This window comes from Nocardioides sp. ChNu-153, from assembly GCF_030466625.1.
Classification (GTDB): domain Bacteria; phylum Actinomycetota; class Actinomycetes; order Propionibacteriales; family Nocardioidaceae; genus Nocardioides.
The window spans coordinates 19,204-40,856 of the sequence record NZ_JADEVT010000007.1; the positions used below are offsets into that span (position 1 = coordinate 19,204).

The 21,653-nt window shown below is 76.5% G+C and carries 21 protein-coding genes; 11 read left to right on the top strand and 10 right to left on the bottom strand.

Going from position 1 to position 21,653, the window contains the following annotated elements; genetic code table 11:
• Nucleotides 1-2: 2 nt before the first annotated feature.
• The 3 genes from INN71_RS10625 to INN71_RS10635 form a co-directional block, all read right to left on the bottom strand.
• Complete coding sequence (locus tag INN71_RS10625; protein ID WP_277498767.1) at nt 3-1,187, bottom strand: alpha/beta fold hydrolase; 1,185 nt, start codon at nt 1,185-1,187, stop codon at nt 3-5.
• Nucleotides 1,184-2,455: a lyase family protein gene (locus tag INN71_RS10630; RefSeq protein ID WP_277498768.1), complete on the bottom strand. Its 1,272-nt coding sequence runs from the start codon at nt 2,453-2,455 to the stop codon at nt 1,184-1,186. Before INN71_RS10630 ends, INN71_RS10625 begins: the two co-directional genes overlap by 4 nt.
• 156 nt (nt 2,456-2,611) lie before the next feature.
• The gene (locus tag INN71_RS10635) at nt 2,612-4,687 is read right to left on the bottom strand and encodes a hypothetical protein (protein WP_277498769.1); all 2,076 of its coding nucleotides are present in this window, start codon (nt 4,685-4,687) and stop codon (nt 2,612-2,614) included.
• A 257-nt stretch (nt 4,688-4,944) separates the two neighbouring features.
• Between INN71_RS10635 and purL the strand changes: the two genes are divergently transcribed.
• From purL to INN71_RS10660, 5 genes are all read left to right on the top strand, one after another.
• The gene (purL, locus tag INN71_RS10640; protein ID WP_277498771.1) at nt 4,945-7,230 is read left to right on the top strand and encodes a phosphoribosylformylglycinamidine synthase subunit PurL; all 2,286 of its coding nucleotides are present in this window, start codon (nt 4,945-4,947) and stop codon (nt 7,228-7,230) included.
• 86 nt (nt 7,231-7,316) lie between these two features.
• Nucleotides 7,317-7,523 (top strand): hypothetical protein, encoded by a 207-nt coding sequence (locus INN71_RS10645; protein WP_277498772.1) that lies wholly within the window; start codon nt 7,317-7,319, stop codon nt 7,521-7,523.
• A gap of 59 nt (nt 7,524-7,582) precedes the next feature.
• Nucleotides 7,583-7,933: a sterol carrier family protein gene (locus tag INN71_RS10650; RefSeq protein WP_277498773.1), complete on the top strand. Its 351-nt coding sequence runs from the start codon at nt 7,583-7,585 to the stop codon at nt 7,931-7,933.
• A gap of 7 nt (nt 7,934-7,940) precedes the next feature.
• Nucleotides 7,941-8,372, top strand: coding sequence for an alternative ribosome rescue aminoacyl-tRNA hydrolase ArfB (gene arfB, locus INN71_RS10655; RefSeq protein WP_277498775.1), 432 nt, complete (start codon nt 7,941-7,943; stop codon nt 8,370-8,372).
• Between the two features lie 13 nt (nt 8,373-8,385).
• Nucleotides 8,386-9,342 (top strand): S9 family peptidase, encoded by a 957-nt coding sequence (locus INN71_RS10660; protein ID WP_277498777.1) that lies wholly within the window; start codon nt 8,386-8,388, stop codon nt 9,340-9,342.
• A gap of 184 nt (nt 9,343-9,526) precedes the next feature.
• Here the strand turns inward: INN71_RS10660 and INN71_RS10665 are convergent, their stop codons facing one another.
• Both INN71_RS10665 and INN71_RS10670 read right to left on the bottom strand, forming a co-directional pair.
• A complete protein-coding gene (locus tag INN71_RS10665; RefSeq protein WP_277498779.1) occupies nt 9,527-9,889 on the bottom strand; it encodes a lycopene cyclase domain-containing protein in 363 nt (120 codons plus the stop codon).
• Nucleotides 9,886-10,227: a lycopene cyclase domain-containing protein gene (locus INN71_RS10670; protein ID WP_277498780.1), complete on the bottom strand. Its 342-nt coding sequence runs from the start codon at nt 10,225-10,227 to the stop codon at nt 9,886-9,888. Before INN71_RS10670 ends, INN71_RS10665 begins: the two co-directional genes overlap by 4 nt.
• A gap of 45 nt (nt 10,228-10,272) precedes the next feature.
• On the opposite strand from INN71_RS10670, the gene INN71_RS10675 reads away from it, so the two are divergent.
• From INN71_RS10675 to INN71_RS10695, 5 genes are read left to right on the top strand one after another with little or no spacing between them, the layout of a single operon-like run.
• A complete protein-coding gene (locus INN71_RS10675) occupies nt 10,273-11,127 on the top strand; it encodes a YhjD/YihY/BrkB family envelope integrity protein (RefSeq protein ID WP_277498781.1) in 855 nt (284 codons plus the stop codon).
• Entirely contained in the window at nt 11,124-11,834 is a 711-nt protein-coding gene (locus tag INN71_RS10680; RefSeq protein WP_301800291.1) for a hypothetical protein, read from the top strand. The genes INN71_RS10675 and INN71_RS10680 overlap by 4 nt, the downstream gene beginning before the upstream one ends.
• Nucleotides 11,831-12,667: a carotenoid biosynthesis protein gene (locus tag INN71_RS10685; RefSeq protein ID WP_277498785.1), complete on the top strand. Its 837-nt coding sequence runs from the start codon at nt 11,831-11,833 to the stop codon at nt 12,665-12,667. The genes INN71_RS10680 and INN71_RS10685 overlap by 4 nt, the downstream gene beginning before the upstream one ends.
• A 13-nt stretch (nt 12,668-12,680) precedes the next feature.
• Nucleotides 12,681-13,829 (top strand): glycosyltransferase family 2 protein, encoded by a 1,149-nt coding sequence (locus tag INN71_RS10690; protein ID WP_277498786.1) that lies wholly within the window; start codon nt 12,681-12,683, stop codon nt 13,827-13,829.
• On the top strand, nt 13,826-15,346 hold the full coding sequence (locus INN71_RS10695) for an NAD(P)/FAD-dependent oxidoreductase (RefSeq protein WP_277498787.1): 1,521 nt from the start codon (nt 13,826-13,828) through the stop codon (nt 15,344-15,346). The genes INN71_RS10690 and INN71_RS10695 overlap by 4 nt, the downstream gene beginning before the upstream one ends.
• Nucleotides 15,347-15,352: 6 nt before the next feature.
• Here INN71_RS10695 and INN71_RS10700 read toward each other — a convergent pair whose 3' ends face one another.
• The 3 genes from INN71_RS10700 to INN71_RS10710 are packed head-to-tail and all read right to left on the bottom strand — an operon-like array spanning nt 15,353 to nt 18,640.
• Complete coding sequence (locus INN71_RS10700; RefSeq protein ID WP_277498788.1) at nt 15,353-16,066, bottom strand: CDP-alcohol phosphatidyltransferase family protein; 714 nt, start codon at nt 16,064-16,066, stop codon at nt 15,353-15,355.
• A 13-nt stretch (nt 16,067-16,079) separates the two neighbouring features.
• Nucleotides 16,080-17,717 (bottom strand): phytoene desaturase family protein, encoded by a 1,638-nt coding sequence (crtI, locus tag INN71_RS10705; protein WP_277498790.1) that lies wholly within the window; start codon nt 17,715-17,717, stop codon nt 16,080-16,082.
• A complete protein-coding gene (locus tag INN71_RS10710) occupies nt 17,714-18,640 on the bottom strand; it encodes a squalene/phytoene synthase family protein (RefSeq protein WP_277498793.1) in 927 nt (308 codons plus the stop codon). The genes crtI and INN71_RS10710 overlap by 4 nt, the downstream gene beginning before the upstream one ends.
• A gap of 330 nt (nt 18,641-18,970) precedes the next feature.
• On the opposite strand from INN71_RS10710, the gene idi reads away from it, so the two are divergent.
• Nucleotides 18,971-19,573, top strand: a complete 603-nt coding sequence (idi, locus tag INN71_RS10715) for an isopentenyl-diphosphate Delta-isomerase (RefSeq protein WP_277498794.1) — start codon at nt 18,971-18,973, stop codon at nt 19,571-19,573.
• 6 nt (nt 19,574-19,579) lie between these two features.
• On the opposite strand, the gene INN71_RS10720 is transcribed toward idi, so the two are convergent.
• Together INN71_RS10720 and INN71_RS10725 are read right to left on the bottom strand one after the other, a co-directional pair.
• Nucleotides 19,580-20,215: a response regulator transcription factor gene (locus INN71_RS10720; protein WP_277498867.1), complete on the bottom strand. Its 636-nt coding sequence runs from the start codon at nt 20,213-20,215 to the stop codon at nt 19,580-19,582.
• A 19-nt stretch (nt 20,216-20,234) separates the two neighbouring features.
• On the bottom strand, nt 20,235-21,608 hold the full coding sequence (locus tag INN71_RS10725) for a sensor domain-containing protein (RefSeq protein ID WP_277498796.1): 1,374 nt from the start codon (nt 21,606-21,608) through the stop codon (nt 20,235-20,237).
• Between the last annotated feature and the right edge of the window lie 45 nt (nt 21,609-21,653).

Here is a 21,653-nt window from a genome sequence, read left to right on the forward strand (position 1 = left end):
CCTCAGAGCTCGACGCCGGCGTCGGCCAACGCGTCCTGGGCCACGCGGAACGCGGCCCGGGCCGCGGGGACGCCGCAGTAGACGGCGCTCTGCAGGAACACCTCGGCGAGCTCCTCGACGCTGACCCCGCTGCCCAGGGCGGCGTGCACGTGCGCGGGGAGCTCGTCGTGGGCCCCGCTGGCCACGAGCGCCGAGAGCCCGACCAGCGCGCGGGTACGCCGGTCCAGCCCGGGCCGGCTCCACACCCCGCCCCAGGCGTACTGCGTGACCAGGTCCTCGAAGTCGGCCGTGAAGGGGGTGGTCGCAGCCTCGAGGCGGTCGGCGTGGACGTCGCCGAGCACCTGGCGCCGCACGGTCGCCCCGACCGCGCGGCGCTGCCACTCGGTGACGACGGGCCCGCTCAGCAGGGCGTCGCGCAGGAGGTCCGCGACGAGCGCGGGGGCCTCGACGGGCGCGAGGTGGGCGACGTCGTCGAGCACCACGGCGCGGCCGTGCGGGACGGCCGCCGCGACCGCCTCGACGTCCGCCAGCGGGACGGTCTCGTCGTCCGCGCCCGCGACGGCCAGCAGCGGCGCGGCCACGCCGCCGAGCCGGTCGCGCAGGTCGTGGGCGGCCAGGGCCCGGCACACCGCGGCGTACCCGTGCGCGTCCGCGCCGCGCAGCGCGGCCAGCAGCGCCCCCGCCCGCTCGGGCTCCCGCTCGGCGAACCCCGGCGCGAACCAGCGCTTCGCCGCCTCCTCCACCATCGTCTCCGTGCCGAAGGCGCGCACCATGGCGGCGCGCTCCTGCCAGCCGTCGGGCGTCCCCATCCGTGCCGCCGCGCCCAGCGACGCGACCGACGACACCCGGCCGGGCGCGTCGAGGAGCAGCTGCAGGCCGACCGCGCCGCCGACGCCGACGCCGGCGTGCGCGAACGTGCCGTTGCCCTCGCCGCGGGCCACGAGCAGCCGCTCGGCGAGGGCGAGGACGGCCCTCGCGAGCTCGGCGACGGTGAAGGCGTCGTCCGGCGCCGGGCTCGCGCCGTGGCCGGGCAGGTCCCACGCGACGACGTGGAAGTCGTCGGCGAGCAGCTCGGCGCACGGGCCCCACGCGGTGACGGCCGAGGTGCCGAGCGTCGGGCCCAGCAGCAGGACGGGCCCGCGCCCGGGCGCGCCGAGCTCGGTGGCGCCGAGGTGCGGGACGCTCACGGCTTGATCCGCTGGTCCACGACGGGGTCGATGATCCCCAGGTACGACGCGGGGTCGCCGCCACCGGTCGCCTCCTCCGGGACGCTGGCGGGCGAGCCGTCGCCGCCCTCGAGCAGCACCCGGACCGCGTCGCGCTCGCGCAGGACGCCCTCGGCCGCCCGCACGCGCTCGCCCATCGTGACCACGTCGACGCGCAGTCCGGACACGAGCTCGGACAGGTGGGAGGCCGCGACCACCGTGCGGCGGGCCAGGTCGCGCAGCGTGGCCCACTCGGCGTGCCACGCGCCGTCGGAGCGCTCGTCGTTCGCCAGGCCGGCCGCCGTGTGCAGCGTCGCGGCCAGCCCGGGGGCGGTGATCGCGGCGCGTCGTACCAGGGTCGCGAGGACGGGCACCTGCTGGTGCGGGGTGGTCGAGGAGTCGCCGCGGCCCGGGGCCACGGGCTCGGAAACCTCGGCGACCTCGGGGCGGGTCAGGGTCACGACGTCGGCGGCGACGTGGCCCATCGCCGAGCACGTCGTCGCGAGCGCGTCGCCGACGCGGGTGACCGGGAAGCGGCTCGTGAACCAGGGCGGCGAGGGCTGCAGGCCCAGGGTCGCGGCGGCGTCGGCGGCGACCTTCGACGCCACGTCGACCGGGTCGCGGACACCCCGGAGCCGGGCCAGCTCGACGGTCGCGGCCAGCGTGCCGGCCGTCCCGCCCACCTGGGCGGGAAGGATCGAGTGGGCGAACGCGACGGAGGCCCGCGCGTCCTTCACCCCGGCCAGCCAGCCGGCGGCGCGCGCCCCGAAGGTCGTGGGCACGGCGTGCTGCGTGACGGTTCGGCCCACCATGAGGGTGCCGCGGTGGGCGCCGGCCAGCGCCGTGATCGCCGTGACCTGCACGCCGAGCTCGATCTCGAGGCGCCGCAGCGTCGTGCCGGCGCAGATCATGAGGGCGGTGTCGACCACGTCCTGGCCCGACAGGCCCTGGTGCAGCCAGTGGGCGGCCTCGTCCCGTCCCGCCACCACCAGCCGGTTGCGCAGCATCGCGACCAGCGGCACCACCGGGTCGCCGCCGGCCTCGGCCGCGACCACCACCCCGGCCATGTCGTCGGGGGTCAGCCCGTCGAGCAGGTCGTCGGCGCTCACCACCGCGGCGGCGGGCGCGAGCCCGCGGGCGGCGAGCGCGGCCGACCACGCCGCCTCCATCGCCACCATCCCCTCGAGGAGGGCAGCGTCGGTGAAGAGGGCACCCGCCCGCTCGTCACCCGGCCAGAAGAGGTCGCTCACCGGGCCAGTCTCCCGGATGGGGGTGGTCCCCGTCGTCGTACGCCCGGCGAGAGACGCGTGTCGCACCCCCGACACCCGCCCCGTACGACGGACGCGGGCCGGCCGCACCCCACGTCGTGGTGGTGCGGCCGGCCCGCGTCGGGGTCGTGCGGTGCGTCAGGGCTGCTGCGGCGGGTCCTGCGGTCGCGAGAACTGCTGCGTGTCGTTGGGCGGGCGGACCATCGTGCGGTCGGTCGCCTCGTCCTCACCGGGCTGGCCCGGCTGGCCCGGCTGGGGCGCGCCGTACGGGCCGGGCTGGGCGTAGCCACCCTGGCCCGGGGCGGGCTGGGGCGCGCCGTACTGGTGCTGGCCCGGCTGACCCGGCTGGCCCGGCTGGCCGTAGCCACCCTGGCCGGGGGCGGGCTGGCCGGGCGCGGGCTGGCCGTAGCCCTGCCCGTACCCGCCCTGCGGCGCGCCGTACTGCTGGCCCGGCTGGGCCTGCGGCGCCCCGTACTGCTGGCCGGGGTGGCCGTGACCGCCCTGGTCGTAGCCGCCCTGGGGCGCGCCGTACTGCTGGCCCGGCTGGCCGTAGCCCGGCTGGGCGTGCTGGCCGTGCTGCTGGGCGCCGGTGTTCTGCGGCACGATCGAGCCGAGCACGCTGCGGATGGCGGGCGGCACGGTCAGCGCCACGATCGCCAGCACCGGCAGGCCCAGCCAGGCGCCGGACTGGTAGACGGTGAAGAAGGTCTGCACGAACCCGGTGAGCTCGACGTCGCCGCGGAAGTCCTCCGGGACGCCGGCGATGGCGTGGGTCAGCTGCGCGGCGATGCCCTGGGGGCTGGCGTCGTCGGAGCCGTTGAGGACCGCGATGAAGACGATGCCGAGCACGAAGACGCCGGCGGCCATGCCGAGCACGACGAGGCGGCCCTTGCGGGGGTCGGACAGCATCGTGAGGGCCGGGATGAAGGCGAGCGCCGCGGCGATCACGCCGAGCACGAGCGGCACCACGGTGCCGCCGCCGAACGCGTCGTCCTCGATCAGGCCGAGGAGCGTGGCGACGACGGTGATGGCGATGACGGTGCCCGAGATCAGCAGCGCCAGCTTGGCGGTGCCCACCCAGCCCCAGAAGGGCTCCTGCGGGCGGGTGGCCCGCACGACCGGGCGCGACACGAGCAGCGCGGCGAGGGCGCCGAGGACGAGGACGCTGGAGCCGGGGAAGAACCACTTCTCGTGGATGGCGCCGAAGATGCCGTCGCCGTCTCCGGTGAACATCGCGCACACGAGGCCGGTGAAGCCGATCGTGGCGAGCACCAGGCGCGACTCCTCCGAGCGCTTGAGCAGGCCCAGCGTCGGCCACACGAGGCAGACGAGCGGGATCGCGACCCAGAGCAGGAGGATGACGAAGAAGCCGAGGACGGAGGCGAACAGGTCCGCCTCGTCGATGAGGCCCTTCACGATCCACAGGAGCGTCGTCAGCACGGCGAGGCCGATGGCGACGAACGCGGTGATTGTCGTGACGCGCCACCACAGGCCGTCCGAGGGCTGCGCGGGCGCGCCGTCGGTCTCCTGGGCGGCACGGGGGGAGAGGGCGAGCACGGCGCCCGCGACACCCATCGCGATGCCGACGCCGATGCCGCCGTCGGCCGCGTCACCGCCCGAGATGAGCTCGTTGACCAGCGCCGCGACGACGCTGCCGGCGAACGGCAGGAGGAGGGCCGCCTTCGCCAGGAACACCTGCTGACCGGCGAGCGGCAGGATCCGCGCCTTGGCGAGGTAGGGGATCGCGAGCGAGAAGATGCCGATGATGACGGAGATCCAGACCCACCAGTGGTCGTGGCCGTCGTCGTCCGCGTCCCACTGCATCCACAGCGGCGCGAGGAGCGCGAGGAACGCGCCGGCGTCGCGGACGTAGTCGGAGATCGGCCAGCCCTTCAGCGGGTTGACCTTGGGCACGGCGGGGGTGGACGGCGCGCCGTAGCCGGGCTGCTGGCCGTAGGGCTGCTGCCCGTACCCGGGCTGGCCGTAGCCCTGCGGGCCCGGCTGGCCGTACGGCGGCTGCTGGCCGTAGCCGGGCTGCTGCCCGTAGCCGGGGGGCTGCTGGCCGTACCCGCCCGGCTGCCCCTGGGGCTGACCCTGGGGCTGGTTCTGGGGGTAGCCCGGCTGGCCCTGAGGTGCGCCGTACCCCGGCGCGCCCGGCGGCGGCTGCTGGGGGTACCCACCCTGCTGCGGAGAGGGATCGGACGGGTTCGACATGCGAGGACTCCTCGGATCGGACGCGGGCGGCGGCAGCCGTGCGTTCGGCAACGTAGCATTCCGGACCCCCGTCGAAGGCGCGTCGCAAGGCCCCCCGAGCCCTGCCGCGACGCCCCCCCACCGAGGACCGGCGACCTCCCTTTCCCAGGTGCGCGCGCGTCTATGCATGGCGGCGCCGCCGACTTGTCCGCCCGTCCGCGTCCGCTGCGGCGGGACGGCGGCGGGGAGCGGGGAGGCGCGGCGATACGATGCCGCCCGTGACGGACGCTGCCGCCCCCGCCGTGCCCCTGCAGAACCTCGACACGGTCGAGCGCGCGGCCGGTGACCCCGACCGCGACCAGCCGTGGGCGGACCTCGGCCTCAAGGAGGACGAGTACCACCGCATCCGCGAGATCCTCGGGCGCCGCCCCACGTCGAGCGAGCTGGCGATGTACTCCGTCATGTGGAGCGAGCACTGCTCCTACAAGAGCTCGAAGGTGCACCTCAAGCAGTTCTCCGAGATCCCCCAGGAGACGCGGGCCGGCCGGATGCTCGCGGGCATCGGCGAGAACGCCGGCGTCATCGACATCGGCCAGGGCTACGCGGTGACCTTCAAGGTCGAGTCGCACAACCACCCGTCGTACGTCGAGCCCTACCAGGGCGCCGCGACCGGCGTCGGCGGCATCGTCCGCGACATCCTCGCCATGGGCGCGCGCCCCGTCGCCGTGATGGACCCGCTGCGCTTCGGCCCGCTCGACGCCGAGGACACCCACCGGGTGCTGCCCGGGATCGTGGCCGGCGTCGGCGGCTACGGCAACTGCCTCGGCCTGCCCAACATCGGTGGCGAGGCCGTCTTCGACGCCACCTACCTCGGCAACCCGCTCGTCAACGCGCTGTGCGTCGGCGTGCTGCGCCACGAGGACCTCCACCTCGCGAACGCGAGCGGCACGGGCAACAAGGTGCTCCTGTACGGCGCGCGCACCGGCGGCGACGGCATCGGCGGCGTCTCGGTGCTCGCCTCGGAGACGTTCGACGCCGACGGGCCGGCCAAGCGCCCGAGCGTGCAGGTCGGCGACCCGTTCATGGAGAAGCTGCTCATCGAGTGCACGCTCGAGCTCTTCGCGGCCGGCGTGGTCGCCGGCATCCAGGACCTCGGTGGGGCGGGCCTGTCGTGCGCGACGTCGGAGCTGGCGAGCGCCGGCGACGGTGGCATGCACGTCGACCTCGACCAGGTGCTGCTGCGCGACTCCACCCTGGCTCCCGAGGAGATCCTCATGAGCGAGAGCCAGGAGCGGATGATGGCCGTCGTCGAGCCCGACGACGTCGAGGCGTTCCTCGCCATCTGCGCGAAGTGGGACGTCGAGGCCACGGTCGTCGGCGAGGTCACGGACACCGGCCGGCTGGAGATCGACTGGCACGGCCAGCGCGTCGTCGACGTGCCCCCGCGCTCGGTCGCGCACGACGGTCCGACGTACGAGCGCCCGTTCGCGCGCCCCGAGTGGCAGGACGGCCTGCAGGCCGACGCCGCCGAGGCGCTCGAGCGACCGGCGGGCGGCGACGCGCTGCGGGAGACGCTGCTGCGCCTCGTCGCCTCGCCCAACCTGTGCGACAAGTCGTGGATCACCGACCAGTACGACCGCTACGTGCGCGGCAACACCGTGCTCGCGCAGCCGGCCGACTCCGGCATGGTGCGCGTCGACGAGGAGAGCAACCTCGGCGTCGCGGTCGCCACCGACTGCAACGGCCGCTTCGCCAAGCTCGACCCGTACGCCGGGGCGCAGCTCGCGCTGGCCGAGGCCTACCGCAACGTCGCCACCGGCGGCGCCGTGCCGCTGGCGGTCTCCGACTGCCTCAACTTCGGCTCGCCGGAGGACCCGGCGGTCATGTGGCAGTTCGCCGAGGCGTGCCGCGGCCTGAAGGACGCGTGCCTCGAGCTGGGCGTGCCCGTCACGGGCGGCAACGTCAGCCTCTACAACCAGACCGGGGAGACGGCCATCCTGCCGACACCGGTGGTCTCGGTGCTGGGCGTGATCGAGGACGTCACCCGTCGTACGCCGACCGGCTTCGGCGCCGAGGGCGAGGTGCTCGTGCTGCTCGGCGAGACCCGGGAGGAGCTGTCGGGCTCGGAGTGGGCGCACGTCGTGCACGGCCACCTCGGCGGCCGGCCCCCGCAGGTCGACCTCGCGGGCGAGAAGCGGCTCGCGGGGCTGCTCGCGGACCTCGTCGGCGTCGCCGGCTCGGCCCACGACCTCTCCGACGGCGGGCTCGCGCAGGCGCTCGCCGAGTCGAGCTTCCACCGCGGCATCGGCGCGACGGTCGACGTGACGGCGGTCCACGAGGACCCGTTCGTGGCGCTCTTCGCGGAGTCGACCGGCCGCGTGCTCGTCTCCGTGCCGGCCGACGGCCTCACCGAGCTGCTGGCCCGCGCGACGGTGCACGAGGTGCCGGCCGCGGTCGTCGGCCGCACGGGCGGCGACGAGCTCGTCGTCGAGGGCTCCTTCGCGGTGTCCGTCGCCGAGGCCCGCGAGGCCTGGGCGGCGACCCTGCCGGCCGCGCTGGGCTGAGCCCGGCCGGGGTTTGCCCCCGCCCGGACGATGGGCGGTGTCGTCCGCGTCCGCGGGCGACGTGGTCGACCACCGAGGAGAAGCCCGTGAGCGAGAGCAAGAACCGCCCCGAGGACGACGCCCAGAGCGAGGGCCAGGTGTCCGAGGTGAGCGCCATGGACCCGGCCGAGGCCGACACGCCGATCATCCCGGACCAGGCGACCGCGGGGTACCCGGAGGCCGAGAGCGGTCACGCGCAGGAGGGCACCGCCGGACCGAACGCGAAGCCGAACCCGGAGAACGAGCCGAACTGACCCTCCGGGTCGCCCCGAGCGGGTTCGGCGGGGTCGGCGGCGCGTGCTTCGATGGGCAGGTGCCCCGTCGTCTCGTGCCCGCCGACCCCGCCGCCGTCTCCGACGCCCTCGCGCGGTGGCGCTCCGGCGGGGCCGACCGCGCGGACCTGAAGCTGCTGGTCAAGCACTACCTCGCCCTCCTGCAGGAGCGTGCGCCCGGGGCGTCGGTGGAGGTGCGCGTGCCGCCGTACGCCGCCGTGCAGGTCGTCGAGGGCGTCCGCCACACCCGCGGCACGCCGCCGGCCGTCGTCGAGACCGACGCCGACACGTGGCTGCGCCTCGCGACCGGCGAGAGCCCCTGGGGCAGCGAGCCCCGCGTGTCGGTGAGCGGCGAGCGCACCGACCTGTCGCCGTACCTCCCGCTGCGCTGAGCCCGCGATGGACCTCGACGACGACCTGGAGGTGACCCGCCGCTGGCGGGTGCCGGCCCGCGAGCTGGCCGAGCGGTTCTCGCGGGCGTCGGGCCCCGGCGGGCAGGGCGTCAACACCACGGACAGCCGGGTGGAGCTGACGTACGACGTCGCGCGGGCCGCGTCGCTGCCCGACGACCTGCGTGAACGGGTGCTCGAGCGACTGGCCGGGCGTCTCGTCGGAGGCACCGTCGTCGTGGTCGCGAGCGAGCACCGGGCGCAGCGCGACAACCGCCGGGCCGCGCGCGAGCGGCTGTTGGCGCTGCTGCGCGAGGCGGCGGCACCCCCATCCGCTCCGCGTCGGGCGACGAAGCCCACCCGGGGGTCGCAGCGCCGGCGCCTGGCGGCGAAGACGCGACGATCGGAGGCCAAGCGTGGGAGGCAGGGCAGGTGGGACTGAACGAGCGGCGCGGGTGTCGCGGCGGGGCGTGCTGGCGGGGTCGCTCGGCACGGTCGGGGCGGCGCTCGGGCTGGCGGGGCTCGCCGGGTGCGCCGACGACGGCCTGCCCGGCGCGGCGGACGAGCCGCCGCCGGACGACGCGACGCCGATCCCGGGCAGCGACGTGCTGACCCCGCGCCGGGTGGCCTACGGCGACGACCCCGCGCAGTACGCCGACCTCTACCGCCCCGCGCCCGGCACGACGGTCGACGGCCGGGCCGACGGTCCGGCCTCCAAGGGCGTCGTGGTGGTGATCCACGGCGGGTTCTGGCGGGCCGAGTACGACGCGACGCTCGGCGCCCCGCTGGCCCTCGGCCTGGCGGAGGCAGGGTGGACGGCCTGGAACCTGGAGTACCGCCGCGTCGGCTCCGGCGAGGGCGGCGGCGGTGGGTTCCCGGCGACCCTGGACGACGTGGCCGCCGGGATCGACGCGCTGGCCGACGTCGACGACCTCACCGACGCCGAGCGCGCGACCGTCCTGACGCTGGGGCACTCCGCGGGTGGCCACCTGGCGGTCTGGGCCGCCGCGCGCGGCCGCTTCGAGCGGTGGGCGCCCGAGCGGGTCGCGGTGACCGGCGCGGTCAGCCAGGCCGGGGTGCTCGACCTGACCGGCGCCCTCGACGACGCCACCGCCCGTCCGAACGTGCTGGCGCTCATGGGCGGGGACGCCGCGGCGGACCCCGAGTCCTACGCGCAGGCCGACCCGACCGCGCACCTCCCGCTCGGCGTGCCCGTGCGCTGCGTCCACGGCACGGACGACCGGATCGTGCCGATCACGCAGTCGCTGCGGTACGTCGAGCGCGCCGTCGCCGCCGGCGACGACGCCACTCTGACCGAGGTCGACGGCGACCACTTCGTCGTCATCGACGCGGCGTCGCCGGCGTGGTCCGCGACGCTCGACCTGCTGGAGGGCCTGCGCCCCGGTGGTTGAGGTGGCCGCGCGGCTCATCGGTGGTTGAGGTGGGTGCGCGGCGCCCGGTGGTTGAGGTGGGTGCGCTAGCACCCCTCGAAACCACGGGTGGCCCGGGCTGGGTGGTTTCGAGGGCTCGCTAGAGCGAGCCACCTCAACCACCGGAGCACGGTCGCGCGGCTCGACCACCAGGGGCCGGGGCGAGTCAGTCGCGGCGGGTGCGGTCGAGCAGGCGGGTGACGGCGGGGATCGGGCCGGGGCCGGGCTCGGGCTGCACGCCGCGGCGGCCCCACCACACCCAGAACACCAGCGACAGCGTCACCAGCGAGTAGCCGAAGAGGAAGTCCTCGACGGGGGCGTGGCCGATGCGCCAGCCGAGGATGGCGTCCTCGTCGTACACGAAGACGCCGCGGGAGGTCAGGTACTCGTTCGTCAGCAGCTGGAAGAACAGCACGATGGCGTACGACGCCCAGTACGCCCTGCGCGTCAGCAGCCGGGTGCGCAGCACCCACAGGTCCAGCACGACGGTGACGGCGATGCCCAGCAGCGAGGCCTCGGTGTGCGTCATGCCCGCTCCTCCCGCTCGTCGCCGATGCGCCAGCCGGGACGCATGCTGCGCACCGCCTCGATGGTGAGCACCGACGCCAGCGGCACCACCAGGAAGAACGCCCACTCCTCGAGCGGCAGGGGCCCGATCTCCACACCGAGGGTCTGCGCGAGGTCGAACTCCCAGTGCCCGGCGTGCACCGCCGCCACGTCCCAGAGCGCGAACGGCACGGCGACGCACAGCAGGGTCAGCGCCAGCCGCACCACCCGCGCGTACACCCGCGTGCGCAGCACCAGCTCCAGTGGCAGGGTGACCACGAGGACGAACACGAGCATCGCGGCGTACGTCAGTTGGCCCATGTCGTCATTGTTGCGGGTGTCGTGGAGGTCGGGAGCAGGGGTGGGATGAGCGTCTGGAGCAGCGGGGTGGCCGAGGCCCAGGGCCTGCTGCGGGGCACCCGCCGTCTCCTGGAGGGCCGTGACCTGTCGGCCGCCGCGGCGACGCTCACCTACTTCGCCGGCATCGCCGTCGTGCCGTGGCTGCTGCTCGCGCTGTGGACGTCGTCGTGGACCGCGGGCGCGGGCGCGGCGCAGGACCGCCTGCTGGAGCTCCGCGTGCTGGTGCCGCCCGACATGGGGGCGCGTCCGTCGTACGACGCCCTCGTCGAGGCAGCCACCCACCTGGGCCTGCTGGGCGCGCTCGTCGTGCTGTTCCCCGCCTCGTTCTACGGCGAGGGCCTGCGGCGCGCGGCCCTCGAGCTCGCCCCGCACGACGACCGCCTCACCGGCTGGCGGGCGCGCCTCGCGCTCATGCCGTCCCTCCTCGCGCTGCCGGTGCTGGCCTGGGGGTTCCTGGCAACCGGGGACGCACTGGTGCCGCTGGCGCCCGAGGGTGGCGGAGGAGGCCCGGTGGACCGCGTCGTGCGGATCGTGGTGGGCTTCGTGGCCGTCTGGCTGGTGCTCGCCGTGCTGCTCGCGTGGGTCTTCGTCGTCGTCATGCCCGAGCGGCCGCTGGCGTGGGTCGCGGTAGCCGGGGCGCTCGGCACCGGGTCGTTCCTGGCCGGTTTCCTCCACGGCTTCCAGCTCTTCCTCGCGCTGCCCGTCGACGTCGGGATCCCGTTCGGCGGGCTCGGCGTCGTCGGCGGCGTGGTCGCGGTGGGCCTGTGGCTCTACGTGCTGCACGTGTTCGTGCTGCTCGGCTGGACCGCGACCCGCGCCCTCGACCTGCGCGTGCGCGGCGGGCGCGAGGCGCTCGCGTGAGCCCCGTCGTCGAGCTGCGCGTGTGGGGCGTCGATGCGGTGCTGCCCGCGCTGGGGCGCATGGCGGTGGGCCCCCGCGCCGTACGACGCCTGCCCGGCCTGCGGTTCGCGAAGCTCCTCGGCACCGGCTCCGCCCGCACCTTCACCCCGCGCGACGCCGACCCGCGGCACTGGGCCCTGCTGACCGTCTGGGAGGACGCGGACGCCGCCGCCGCGGGCGCACGGGCGCGGACGCTGCGGTCGTGGCGCGACGCCAGCCACGAGGAGCTGCGGGTGACGATGACCCCGCTCGCCTCGCGCGGGCGGTGGTCGGGGGTCGAGCCCTTCGGTGCCGGCCCCTTCGCGACCTCGGACGACGGGCCCGCCACCGTGGACGCGCCCGGTGCGCCCGTCGCCTCCATCACCCGCGCCCGCCTGCGGCCCACGCGCGCCCCGTCGTTCTGGCGCGCCGTGCCGCCCGTCGTCGCCGACCTCACCGGTACCCCCGGCCTGCGGCTGGCGCTCGGCGTGGGCGAGACCCCGATCGGGCTGCAGGGCACCTTCTCGCTGTGGGACTCCACCGAGGCCCTCACCCGCTTCGCCCACGGGTCGGCGGCCCACCGCGCCGCGGTCCGCCGTACCGAACCCGCCCGCTGGTACGCCGAGGAGCTCTTCGCCCGGCTCGCCGTGCACGATGTCGTGGGCACCTACGACGGGAGGACCCCGTGACGAGCACCTCGCCGACCCCGCAGACCCCGCTGCTGACCCGGGCCGCCTGGGTGCTGGCCGGCGCGACGGTCCTGGTGCAGATGGCGTTCCCGTTCACCGACGGCGGGACGCTCCTGCTGACCACCGCGAGCGTGCTCCTGCTCGCGTCGGCCTCGCTCACGCACGCCGCGGCGACCCGCGGGCCGGGCACGGCGGCCACGCTGCTGGTCGTGGCGGGCGGCGGCGGCCTTATCGCCGAGGCGGTCGGCACGCGCACGGGCTACCCGTTCGGGGCCTACGAGTACACGGGCACCCTCGGGCTCGAGGTGCTCGACGTTCCCGCCCTCGTGCCCCTGGCCTGGGTGATGATGGCGTGGCCCGCGCTCGTCGTGGCCCGCCGCCTCGCCGGGCACCGCGGCCCGGTCGCCACCGCGCTCGTCGGGGCCCTGGCGCTCACCGCGTGGGACGTGTTCCTCGACCCGCAGATGGTCGACGCGGGCCACTGGGTGTGGGCCGACCCGCACCCGACGCTGCCCGGCGTCACGGGCATCCCGCTCACCAACTTCGCGGGGTGGCTGCTCGTCTCCCTGCTCATGGTCGCGCTGCTCGACCGACTGGTGCCCGGCCGGCAGGAGGCCCGGGCGCCCCTGCGCGACGACGCCGTGCCGGTCGTGGTCTACCTGTGGACCTACTCCTCGTCCGTCCTCGCCCACCTCGCCTTCTTCGGCCGGCCCCCGGTCGCGCTCGTCGGCGGGATCGTCATGGGTCTCGTCGCCGTGCCCCTCGCCGTCGGTGTCGTGCGCGAGCTGCGGGCCGGCCGGCCCGTCGTCGAGCCCCAGGGCCAGCCGTCGTGACGGGACGTACGTCGTGACGGGCCCCCGAGCGGTACGGCGTGCCCGTGCGGGCCGCGTCCTCGTCCGTGTCGGCGCCGGGATCGCAGTGGCCTCGCTCGGCCTCACCCTCGACAACCTCCGCCGCCTGCGCGCCCCCGACCCGGACGCCACGGTCGCCCCCGATCCGCTCGCCGTGCTGCTGCCCGTGCGCGACGAGGTCGACGCCGTCGCCTCCTGCCTCGTCGCGGTGCGCGCGGCGGCCGACCGCTGGCCCGGCCCGGTGCGGGTGCTCGTGCTCGACGACGGCTCCACCGACGGCACCCGCGCCGTCCTCGACCGTCTCGCCGCGGGAGACCCCCGCCTCGAGGTGCTCGCCGGCGAGCCCACCCCGCCCGGCTGGCTGGGCAAGCCGTGGGCCTGCCACCAGCTGGCCCGCGCCGCGGCCGACGCCGCCGTCCTCGTCTTCGTCGACGCCGACGTGCGCCTCGCGCCGCACGCCCTCGTCGCGACCGTCGCGCTGCTGCGCACGACCGGCCTCGACCTCGTCTGCCCCTACCCGCGCCAGGAGGTCGGCGGGGTCGGCGAGCGGCTCGTGCAGCCGCTGCTGCAGTGGTCGTGGATGAGCACCCTGCCCCTCGGCCTCGCGGAGACGTCGCCGCGCCCCTCCCTGGCGGCCGCCAACGGCCAGCTCCTCGCCGTCGACACCGGCGCCTACGCCCGGTCCGGCGGCCACGGCGCGGTGCGCGGCGACGTGCTCGAGGACATCGGCCTCCTGCGCGCCGTCAAGCGCGCCGGGGGTCGCGGCGTCGTCGCCGAGGGCAGCGCGGTCGCCACCTGCCGGATGTACGACGGGTGGCCCGCCGTGCGCGCCGGCTACCGCAAGTCGCTGTGGGCGGCGTTCGGCTCGCCCGCCGGGGCGGGGGCCGTCACGGCCCTGTTCGCCCTCGCCTACGTCGTGCCGCCGGTGGCGGCGCTGCGCGGCTCGCGCGCGGGCCTCGTCGGGTACGCCGCGGGCGTCGCCTCCCGGGCGCTCGTCGCGCGTCGTACCGGCGGGAGGGTCGCGGACGCCCTCGCGCACCCGGCCTCCGTCGTCGCGTTCGGCGCCCTCACCGCCGACTCGGTCGTCGGCCGCCGGCGCGGCCTGCTGCGGTGGAAGGGCCGCCCCGTGGAGGTGCCGGCGTGACCGGCGCGGGGACGGGCCCGAGCAGCCGCGTCGTCGTGGTCGGCGCCGGTGTGGGCGGGCTCGCCGCGGCCGTCCGGCTGCAGGCGCTCGGCCACCGGGTGACCGTGCTCGAGCAGGCGCCCGCGGTCGGCGGCAAGCTCGGCGTGCTCGAGGCCGACGGGTTCGTCTTCGACACCGGCCCGTCGCTGCTGACCATGCCGCACGTGCTGGAGGAGCTGTTCGCCGCCACGGGGGCGCCGCTGCGCGACGTGCTGCCGCTCGAGCGGCTCGACGTGGCGTGCCGCTACACGTTCCCCGACGGCACGGTGCTCGACCTGCCCGGCGACGTCGCCGCGGTGCCGGACGCGCTCGACGCGGCCCTGGGGCCCGGGCGCGGCGCCCAGTGGTCGGCCTTCCTCGACCGCGCCCGCCGGATCTGGGACGTCACCCACGAGCCGTTCCTCGAGTCGCCGATCGGGGTCGGGGACATGGTGCGACTCTCGCGCCGGCTCTCCCACGTCACCACGGTGGCGCCGTGGGCGTCGCTGCGCGGGCTGGGGCGTCGCTACCTGCACGACCCGCGGCTGGTGGTGCTGCTCGACCGGTACGCGACGTACACCGGCTCCGACCCGCGCCGCGCGCCGGCCGCGCTCGCCTCGGTGCCGTGGGCGGAGCAGGCGTGGGGCTCGTGGTACGTCCCCGGCGGTCTCGGGCGCATCGCCACGGCCCTCGTCGAGCGCCTCGTCGCGCTCGGCGGTGAGGTCGAGACGGGCGCCGAGGTCGTGGAGGTGACGACGGGCGCGGGCGGTCGCGCGGACGGCGTCGTGCTCGCCGACGGCACCCGCCGTCCGGCCGACGTCGTGGTCGCGAACGCGGACGCCCGCCAGGTCTACGAGCGCCTCGTGCGCGGCGCGACGGCGCGGCGCGCCGCGACCCGGGTACGGCGCACCACCCCGTCGCTGTCCGGCCTCGCGCTGCTCCTCGGCGTGGAGGACCCGCCCGCCGGCACCCCGCACCACCAGGTCTTCTTCACCGAGGACTACGACGCCGAGTTCGACGCCGTCTTCGGCCGGCGCGGGCGCCCGCGGCCCGTCGACCGGCCGACCGTCTACGTGGCCGCGCCCGACGACCCGACCGTCGTGCCGGAGCCCGGCACCAGCGCCTGGTTCGTGCTCGTCAACGCCCCGCCGCACGACCCGGGGCGCGGCAACGACTGGGACGCGCCGGGGCTCGCCGACGCCCGGGCGGACGCGGTGCTCGACCTGCTCGCCGAGCGGGGGACCGACGTACGACGGACGCTGCGGCACCGCACGGTGCTGAGCCCCGCCGACCTCGAGCGCCGCACGCTCACGCCCGGGGGCTCCATCTACGGCACGTCGTCGAACGGCGCGCGCGCCGCGTTCCTGCGCCCGGCGAACGCCTCGCCGGTGCCGGGGCTGTTCCTCGTCGGGGGCTCGTCGCACCCGGGCGGCGGGCTTCCGCTCGTCGTGCTCTCGGCCCGGATCGTGGCCGGGCTCGTGGGTCCGCCGCGACGCTGAGCCGCGTCACCTCAGCGCGGAGCGCGCGGCGCGCAGCACGTGGGCGGTGCCGACGAGCGCCAGGCCCAGCCCGGCGACCGCGCCGGTCGTCGCCAGCACCGCACCGTCGACGTCCGGCAGCACGTCGACGCCCGCCGCCCGCGCCGCCCACGCGGCGGCGCACGAGGCGGCGGTGAACGCGGCGACGAGCACCCGTGAGGGCCGCTCCCAGACGGTGACCGCCCCCGGCCCGGTCATGCCCGCGGCCTGGGCCCCCGCCCGCGCGTACTCGAGCAGGAGCGTCAGGCCCGCCACCGCGGCGACGAGCCACCACGGCGCGCCGAGCACCCCCAGGCTCGCGAGCAGCAGCAGGTCGGCGCACCGGTCGGCGACCGCGTCGAGCACGCGGCCCCACGCGGAGTCGGTGCCGGTCTGCGCGGCCAGCGCCCCGTCGACGCCGTCGAGCACGGCCGCCCCGACCAGGGGGACCACCGCGACGAGCGGCCACGCGGCGCCGAGGGCGGCCAGCGCGGGCACCGTCGCGGTCAGCAGCACCCCGGCCAGCGTCACGACGTCGGGGTGCACGCCGCGGCGGGCCAGCGGGCGCGCGCAGGCGTGGGTCAGGCGCACCCACCGCGAGACCCACCACGAGCCGCGCGGGTCGAGACCCCCGTGCAGGCGTGACCAGTGGGCGTAGGCCTCGTCGGCGCGGTCACCACCCGACCCGCTGGTCGTGCCCATCGGTCAGCGGGCCTCAGACCCGGTCGTCGACACGGGGCGCGGGCGCATGCTCGGGCGCCGGTCCGGGCTCGGGCGAGCGCCCGACGGAGCGGTCGCCGCGCAGGCGCTTGAGCACCAGCTCGGCGCTGATGACGCACATCGGCAGACCGATGCCCGGCACCGTGCTGTGGCCGGCGTAGTAGAGCCCCTCCACCTTGCGCGAGCGGTTGCCCGCCCGGAAGAACGCGCTCTGGCGCAGCGTGTGGGCGGGGCCCAGCGCGCCGCCGGACCACGCGTTGACGTCGGCGACGAAGTCCGCCGGGCCGACGGTGCGCCGCACGACGACCCGCTCGGCGAGGTCGGGCACGCCCGCCCACTCCGCGACCAGGGCGATCGCCCGGTCCGCGGTCGCCTCGATCTCCGGGTCGCCCGCCCCGTCGAGGCCGCCACGCCCGAGCCCCGGGTCCGGCGGCACGGGCACGAGGACGAACACGTTCTCGTGCCCCTCGGGCGCCACCGCGTCGTCGGTCGCCGACGGCTTGCAGACGTAGATCGAGGCCGGCGTCGGCACCCGCGTCGGCTGCTCGAAGATCGCGTCGAAGTTGCTCTTCCAGTCCTCGGTGAAGAACAGGGAGTGGTGGGCGAGCTCGGGCAGCTCGCCGCGCACGCCGAGGTAGACGAGCACCGCGCCCGGCCCCGAGACCGCCTTGTCCCAGAACGCCTGCGGGAACGTCTGCAGGTCGCGCGGCAGCAGCGTGGTCTCGACGTGGTGCAGGTCGGTCGCGCTGACGACCACGTCGGCGGGCAGCACGTGCTCCTCGCCGTCGGCGTCGCGCAGCCGCACCCCGGTCACCTCGGCCCGGCGTCGGTCGAGGGGTGAGCCGGTACGCCGGGGCGCGGTCAGCACCTGCGTCACGGTCGCCCCCGTGCGCAGGCGCGCGCCGCGCTCGCGGGCGAGCCGGGCGAGCACCTCGACGAACCGGGTGAACCCGCCGTCGGGGTAGCGCACGCCGTCGGCCAGGTCGAGCCAGCTCATGAGGTGGTACATCGCGGGGGTGCGCTCGGGCGACGAGCCGAGGAACACGGCGGGGTAGCCGAGCACCTGCTGCAGCCGGCGGTCGGAGAACCGGGAGGCGACGTGGCTCTGCAGGCTGCGCGTCAGCAGCCCGGCGAGTCGCGGACCGTGGGCGAGCACGGCAGGTGCGGCGTACGCGCCCGGGGTGTCGAAGCTCGTGTAGAGGAACCGCTCCACGGCCATCTCGTAGGTCTCGCGGGCCGTGGCGAGGTACGCCGCCAGCTCGTCGCCGGCGCCCTCCTCGATGCCCTCGAAGATCGCGCGGTTCCGCTCCTCGTCGGCGGCGACGTCGACGCTGGCGGTCTCGCCCTCGAAGAAGACGCGGTAGCCCGGGTCGAGGCGCACGAGGTCGAGCTGCTCCTCGGTCGTGGTGCCCAGCAGGCGGAAGAAGTGGTCGAACACCTCGGGCATGAGCCACCAGGAGGGGCCGGTGTCGAAGCGGAAGCCGTCGGCCTCCCACGAGCCGGCGCGGCCGCCGAGCTCGGCGTTCTTCTCCACGAGCTCGACGTCGTGGCCGTCGGCGGCCAGCAGCGCGGCGGTCGCGAGACCGGCGACGCCGCCGCCCACGACGACGACGCGGCGGGGGGCGGCGCTCACGAGGCGACGGCGGGGGTCACGGGCGTGCGGGGGCGCCCGGCGCGCACCACGGCGGCCGCGGCGAGCCGGGCCTTCACGGGCGCGGGGACGCGCACGCGCTGGTGGCGCAGCGCCGCGGCGGGGGTGCGACGCAGGCGGGCCGACAGCTCGGCGAACAGGTCGTGGGCGGTGCACACCGCGACGCGGCTGCTGCGGGGCAGGGCCGGCACGACGGCCGCGGCGGCGGCCAGGTCGGCGTCGATGTCGTCGAGCCACCGGTCGCGGTCGGCGTCGGTCGGGCGGTCGGGGTCGAGACCCACGAGGTAGCGCCGGCCGAGGTCGTCGTTGTCCTCGCCCAGGTCGCGCAGGAAGTTGATCTTCTGGAAGGCCGCGCCGAGCCGCTGCGCGCCGGGGGCGAGGTCGTCGTACCGGGCCAGGCGGTGCGGGTCCTCGGCCAGGAAGGCCCGCAGGCACATGAGGCCCACGACCTCGGCGGAGCCGTGGACGTAGACGGCCAGGCTGGCCTCGTCGTGCTCGGTGCGGTCGAGGTCGGTGCGCATCGAGGCGAAGAACGGGGTGGTCAGCGACGCGTCGATGCCGCAGCGGCGCGCGGAGCGGGCGAACGCGTGGACCACGAGGTTGCTGCTCGCGCCCGAGGCGAGCGCGGTGTGCAGCTCCTCCTCGAGGGTGTCGAGGGCGGCGCGCTGCTGGTCGGCGTCCTGGTCCGGGCGGGGGGCGTCGACGATCTCGTCGGCCACGCGCACGAGGGCGTAGACGTTGCGGACGTCGCTGCGCACCGGCTCGGCGAGCAGGCGGGACGCCAGGCCGAAGGAGGAGGAGTAGGAGGAGATGACGAGCGACGCGCTCGCGTCGGCCACCTCGTCGTACTGCAGGTGGGGACGGGGCACCGTCCCCCGCCGCGGTCCCTGCAACCAGGCGCTCATCGCTCTCCTCTCGTCCTCACCGTGGCGCGGACGCGGCCGGGTGGCGGGTCACCTGCCCCGACCACCGGTCCGGTGCGCCCGCCCTGGCAGTCTGCGGGACGGGTGGTAGCGGGAGGGGTGCGAGGCGCCGGCTGCGGCGTCGTCCGGCGATCAGGCAGCCGTGGGCGAGACGGACGGCGAAGCGCCCGGCCGACAGCACGGGCAGGGCCGCCGCGGCTCCCGCGACGAGGCGGGGGCTGGGGCGCGGGGACGGTTCCACGATGGCCGGTACCCCCGCGTCCTCGCCCGCATGCGACGGACCGGGCTGGGTGCGCCTGGTTCGATGGCGGGGTGCCTGCGCCCGTCCCTGCGCCCGTCCCTGCGCCCGTCCCCGCGTCGTCCACCTCCGCCGCCGATCCGGCCGAGGAGGACCTCGTCGTCCTCGTCGACGACGACGGCACGCCCCGCGGCACGGCGCCCCGCGTCGGTGTGCACGGGCCGGACACGCCGCTGCACCTGGCCTTCTCCTGCCACCTGATCGACCGCGACGGCCGCCTGCTGATGACGCGGCGGGCGCTGGTCAAGCGCACGTGGCCGGGCGTGTGGACGAACTCCTACTGCGGCCACCCGCGGCCGGGCGAGGAGATGACCGAGGCGGTGCGCCGCTACGGGCGGCGCGAGCTCGGCGTCGACGTGCACGACGTGCGCAGCCTGCTGCCCGACTTCCGCTACCGCGCCGTCGACGCGAGCGGCGTCGTGGAGAACGAGATCTGTCCCGTCTTCGTCGCGCGCACCGACGACGTGCTGCGCCCCGACCCGGACGAGGTGGCCGAGCACGCGTGGGCCCGCGTCGAGGACGTGTGGGCGACCGTCGAGCGCACGCCGTGGGCGCTCAGCCCCTGGTTCGTCGAGCAGGTCGCGGCGCTGGGCGCCGACCCCGCGGCGTACCGCTGAACCTGCTCAGCGCAGGAACGCCAGCACGGCCTTGACCCGCCGGTGCTGGCCGTCGTCGGCGTGCAGGTCGAGCTTGGCGAAGATCCGTTGCGTGTGCTTCTCCACCCCGCCCTCGCTGACGCCCAGGCGCTCGGCGACCGCGGCGTTCGAGAGGCCCTCGGCCATCGCCGCGAGCACCTCCCGCTCGCGCGGGGTGAGCGCCGCGAGCGGGTCGCGGCGCCGGCGCATCAGCTGGCCGACGACGAGCGGGTCGAGCACGGTGCCGCCGGCGGCGACGGTGCGCAGCGCGTCGAGGAACGAGCCGAGCTCGCTCACCCGGTCCTTGAGCAGGTAGCCCACGCCGCCCTCGCCGGCGGCCAGCAGCTCGTCGGCGTAGGACACCTCGACGTACTGGCTGAGCACGAGGATCCGAGCGTCCGGACGCTGCCGGCGCACCTCGACCGCGGCCCGCAGCCCCTCGTCGGTGTGGGACGGGGGCATGCGGACGTCGACGAGGGCGAGGTCGGGGGAGTGCGCGAGCACGGCGGCGACGAGGCCCGGGCCGTCGCCCGCGGTCGCGACCACGGTGTGGCCCGCGTCGGCGAGGATCAGCTGCAGTCCCTCGCGCAGCAGCACGGAGTCGTCGGCGACGACGACCCGCAGGCCGCCGCGCCCGGTCGGGTCACCCACGCAGCGGCACCTCCACCCGCAGGATCGTCGGGCCGCCCGCGGGCGAGTCCAGCACCAGGGTGCCGCCGAGGCCCCGCACGCGCTGCTCGAGCCCGGCCAGGCAGGAGCCCTTGCCGAGGTGCGCGCCGCCGACGCCGTCGTCCGCGACCTGCACCCGGACGGCCTCGCCGTCGGCGGTCGGCACCGTGAGCACGTCGACGGCGACCACGCCGGCGCCGCTGTGCTTCGCGACGTTCGTCATCTGCTCGGCCACCACGAAGTAGACGGCGGTCTCGACGTGCGGCGGCAGGCCGTGGGCCAGCGCGGGCTCGACGACGAGGTCGACGTGCTCCTCGGCGCGGGCGACGAGCTCCTCCAGCGCGGGGCCGAGGCCCCGGTCCATGAGCAGCGGCGGCGCGATGCCCCGGGAGAGGGCCCGCAGCTCGTCGATCGCGTCTCGCGCCTGCTGGTACGCCGCGTCGAGGGCGTCGCGGGCCCGCTCCGGGTCCTGGTCGAGCTGGTGGCGCGCGCGGCCGAGGTCCATGGCGAGGCGCACGAGCCGCTGCTGGGGGCCGTCGTGGATGTCGCGCTCGAGGCGGCGCAGGGAGCGCGCCTCGGCGTCGCGGGCGGCGTCGCGCCCGCCGGTCGCGCGGCGTACCTCGGCCTGGAGGCTGGCGCGGCTCGACAGCAGCACCTCGGCGAGCCCGGCGTGGGCGGCCACGGCGATGCGCACGACCCACGGCAGCAGCAGCAGGGCGACGACGCCCAGCACGGTGGTGAGCACGATCTCGGGCCCGCGGCCCGCACCCATCCCCAGCAGCTCGGCGAGCGTGTCGCCCTCGGTGTCGGGGAGCCAGCGCTGCCAGAACCCGTAGGTCAGCCCGCCGATCGTGGCGGCCCACCAGCCGACCGTGACGGCGGCGAGCGCCACGGCGGTGACCGACGAGACCAGCGCCCACGTCACGTCGAGCCACGACTGCGGGTCGCGGAGCACGGTCAGCACCCGCCGCAGCCACCCGGCGTCCTCCCGCGCCCGGGCGTAGGTCGGGGAGGGGGCCCGGCGACTGAGCGCCGTGCGCATCCGCACCCGCTCGACGTGGGCGAGCCCCCGGGCCAGCAGCACGGCGCCGGCCAGGACGGGCAGCCCGACGACGAGCCACGACAGGGAGACGCCGACGACGACGCCGGCCAGCACGAGCGTGAACGTGACGACCGCGAGCGGCAGGGCGGACACGGCGTACCCGGTCTCGGCGGCCAGCCGGGCGGCCAGGCCGCGGCGGGGCTCAGCCGCGCCACCCGCCGGACCCATCGGCCCCGCGGGTGCCGACGCCCCGGGGAGGGCGGCGTCGGGCGGTACGGCGAGGGGCACGTCGAGAGTCTGGGTCATGACGACGACGCTAGGGAAACGCCGTCCCGCCCGGCAGCCGGTGAG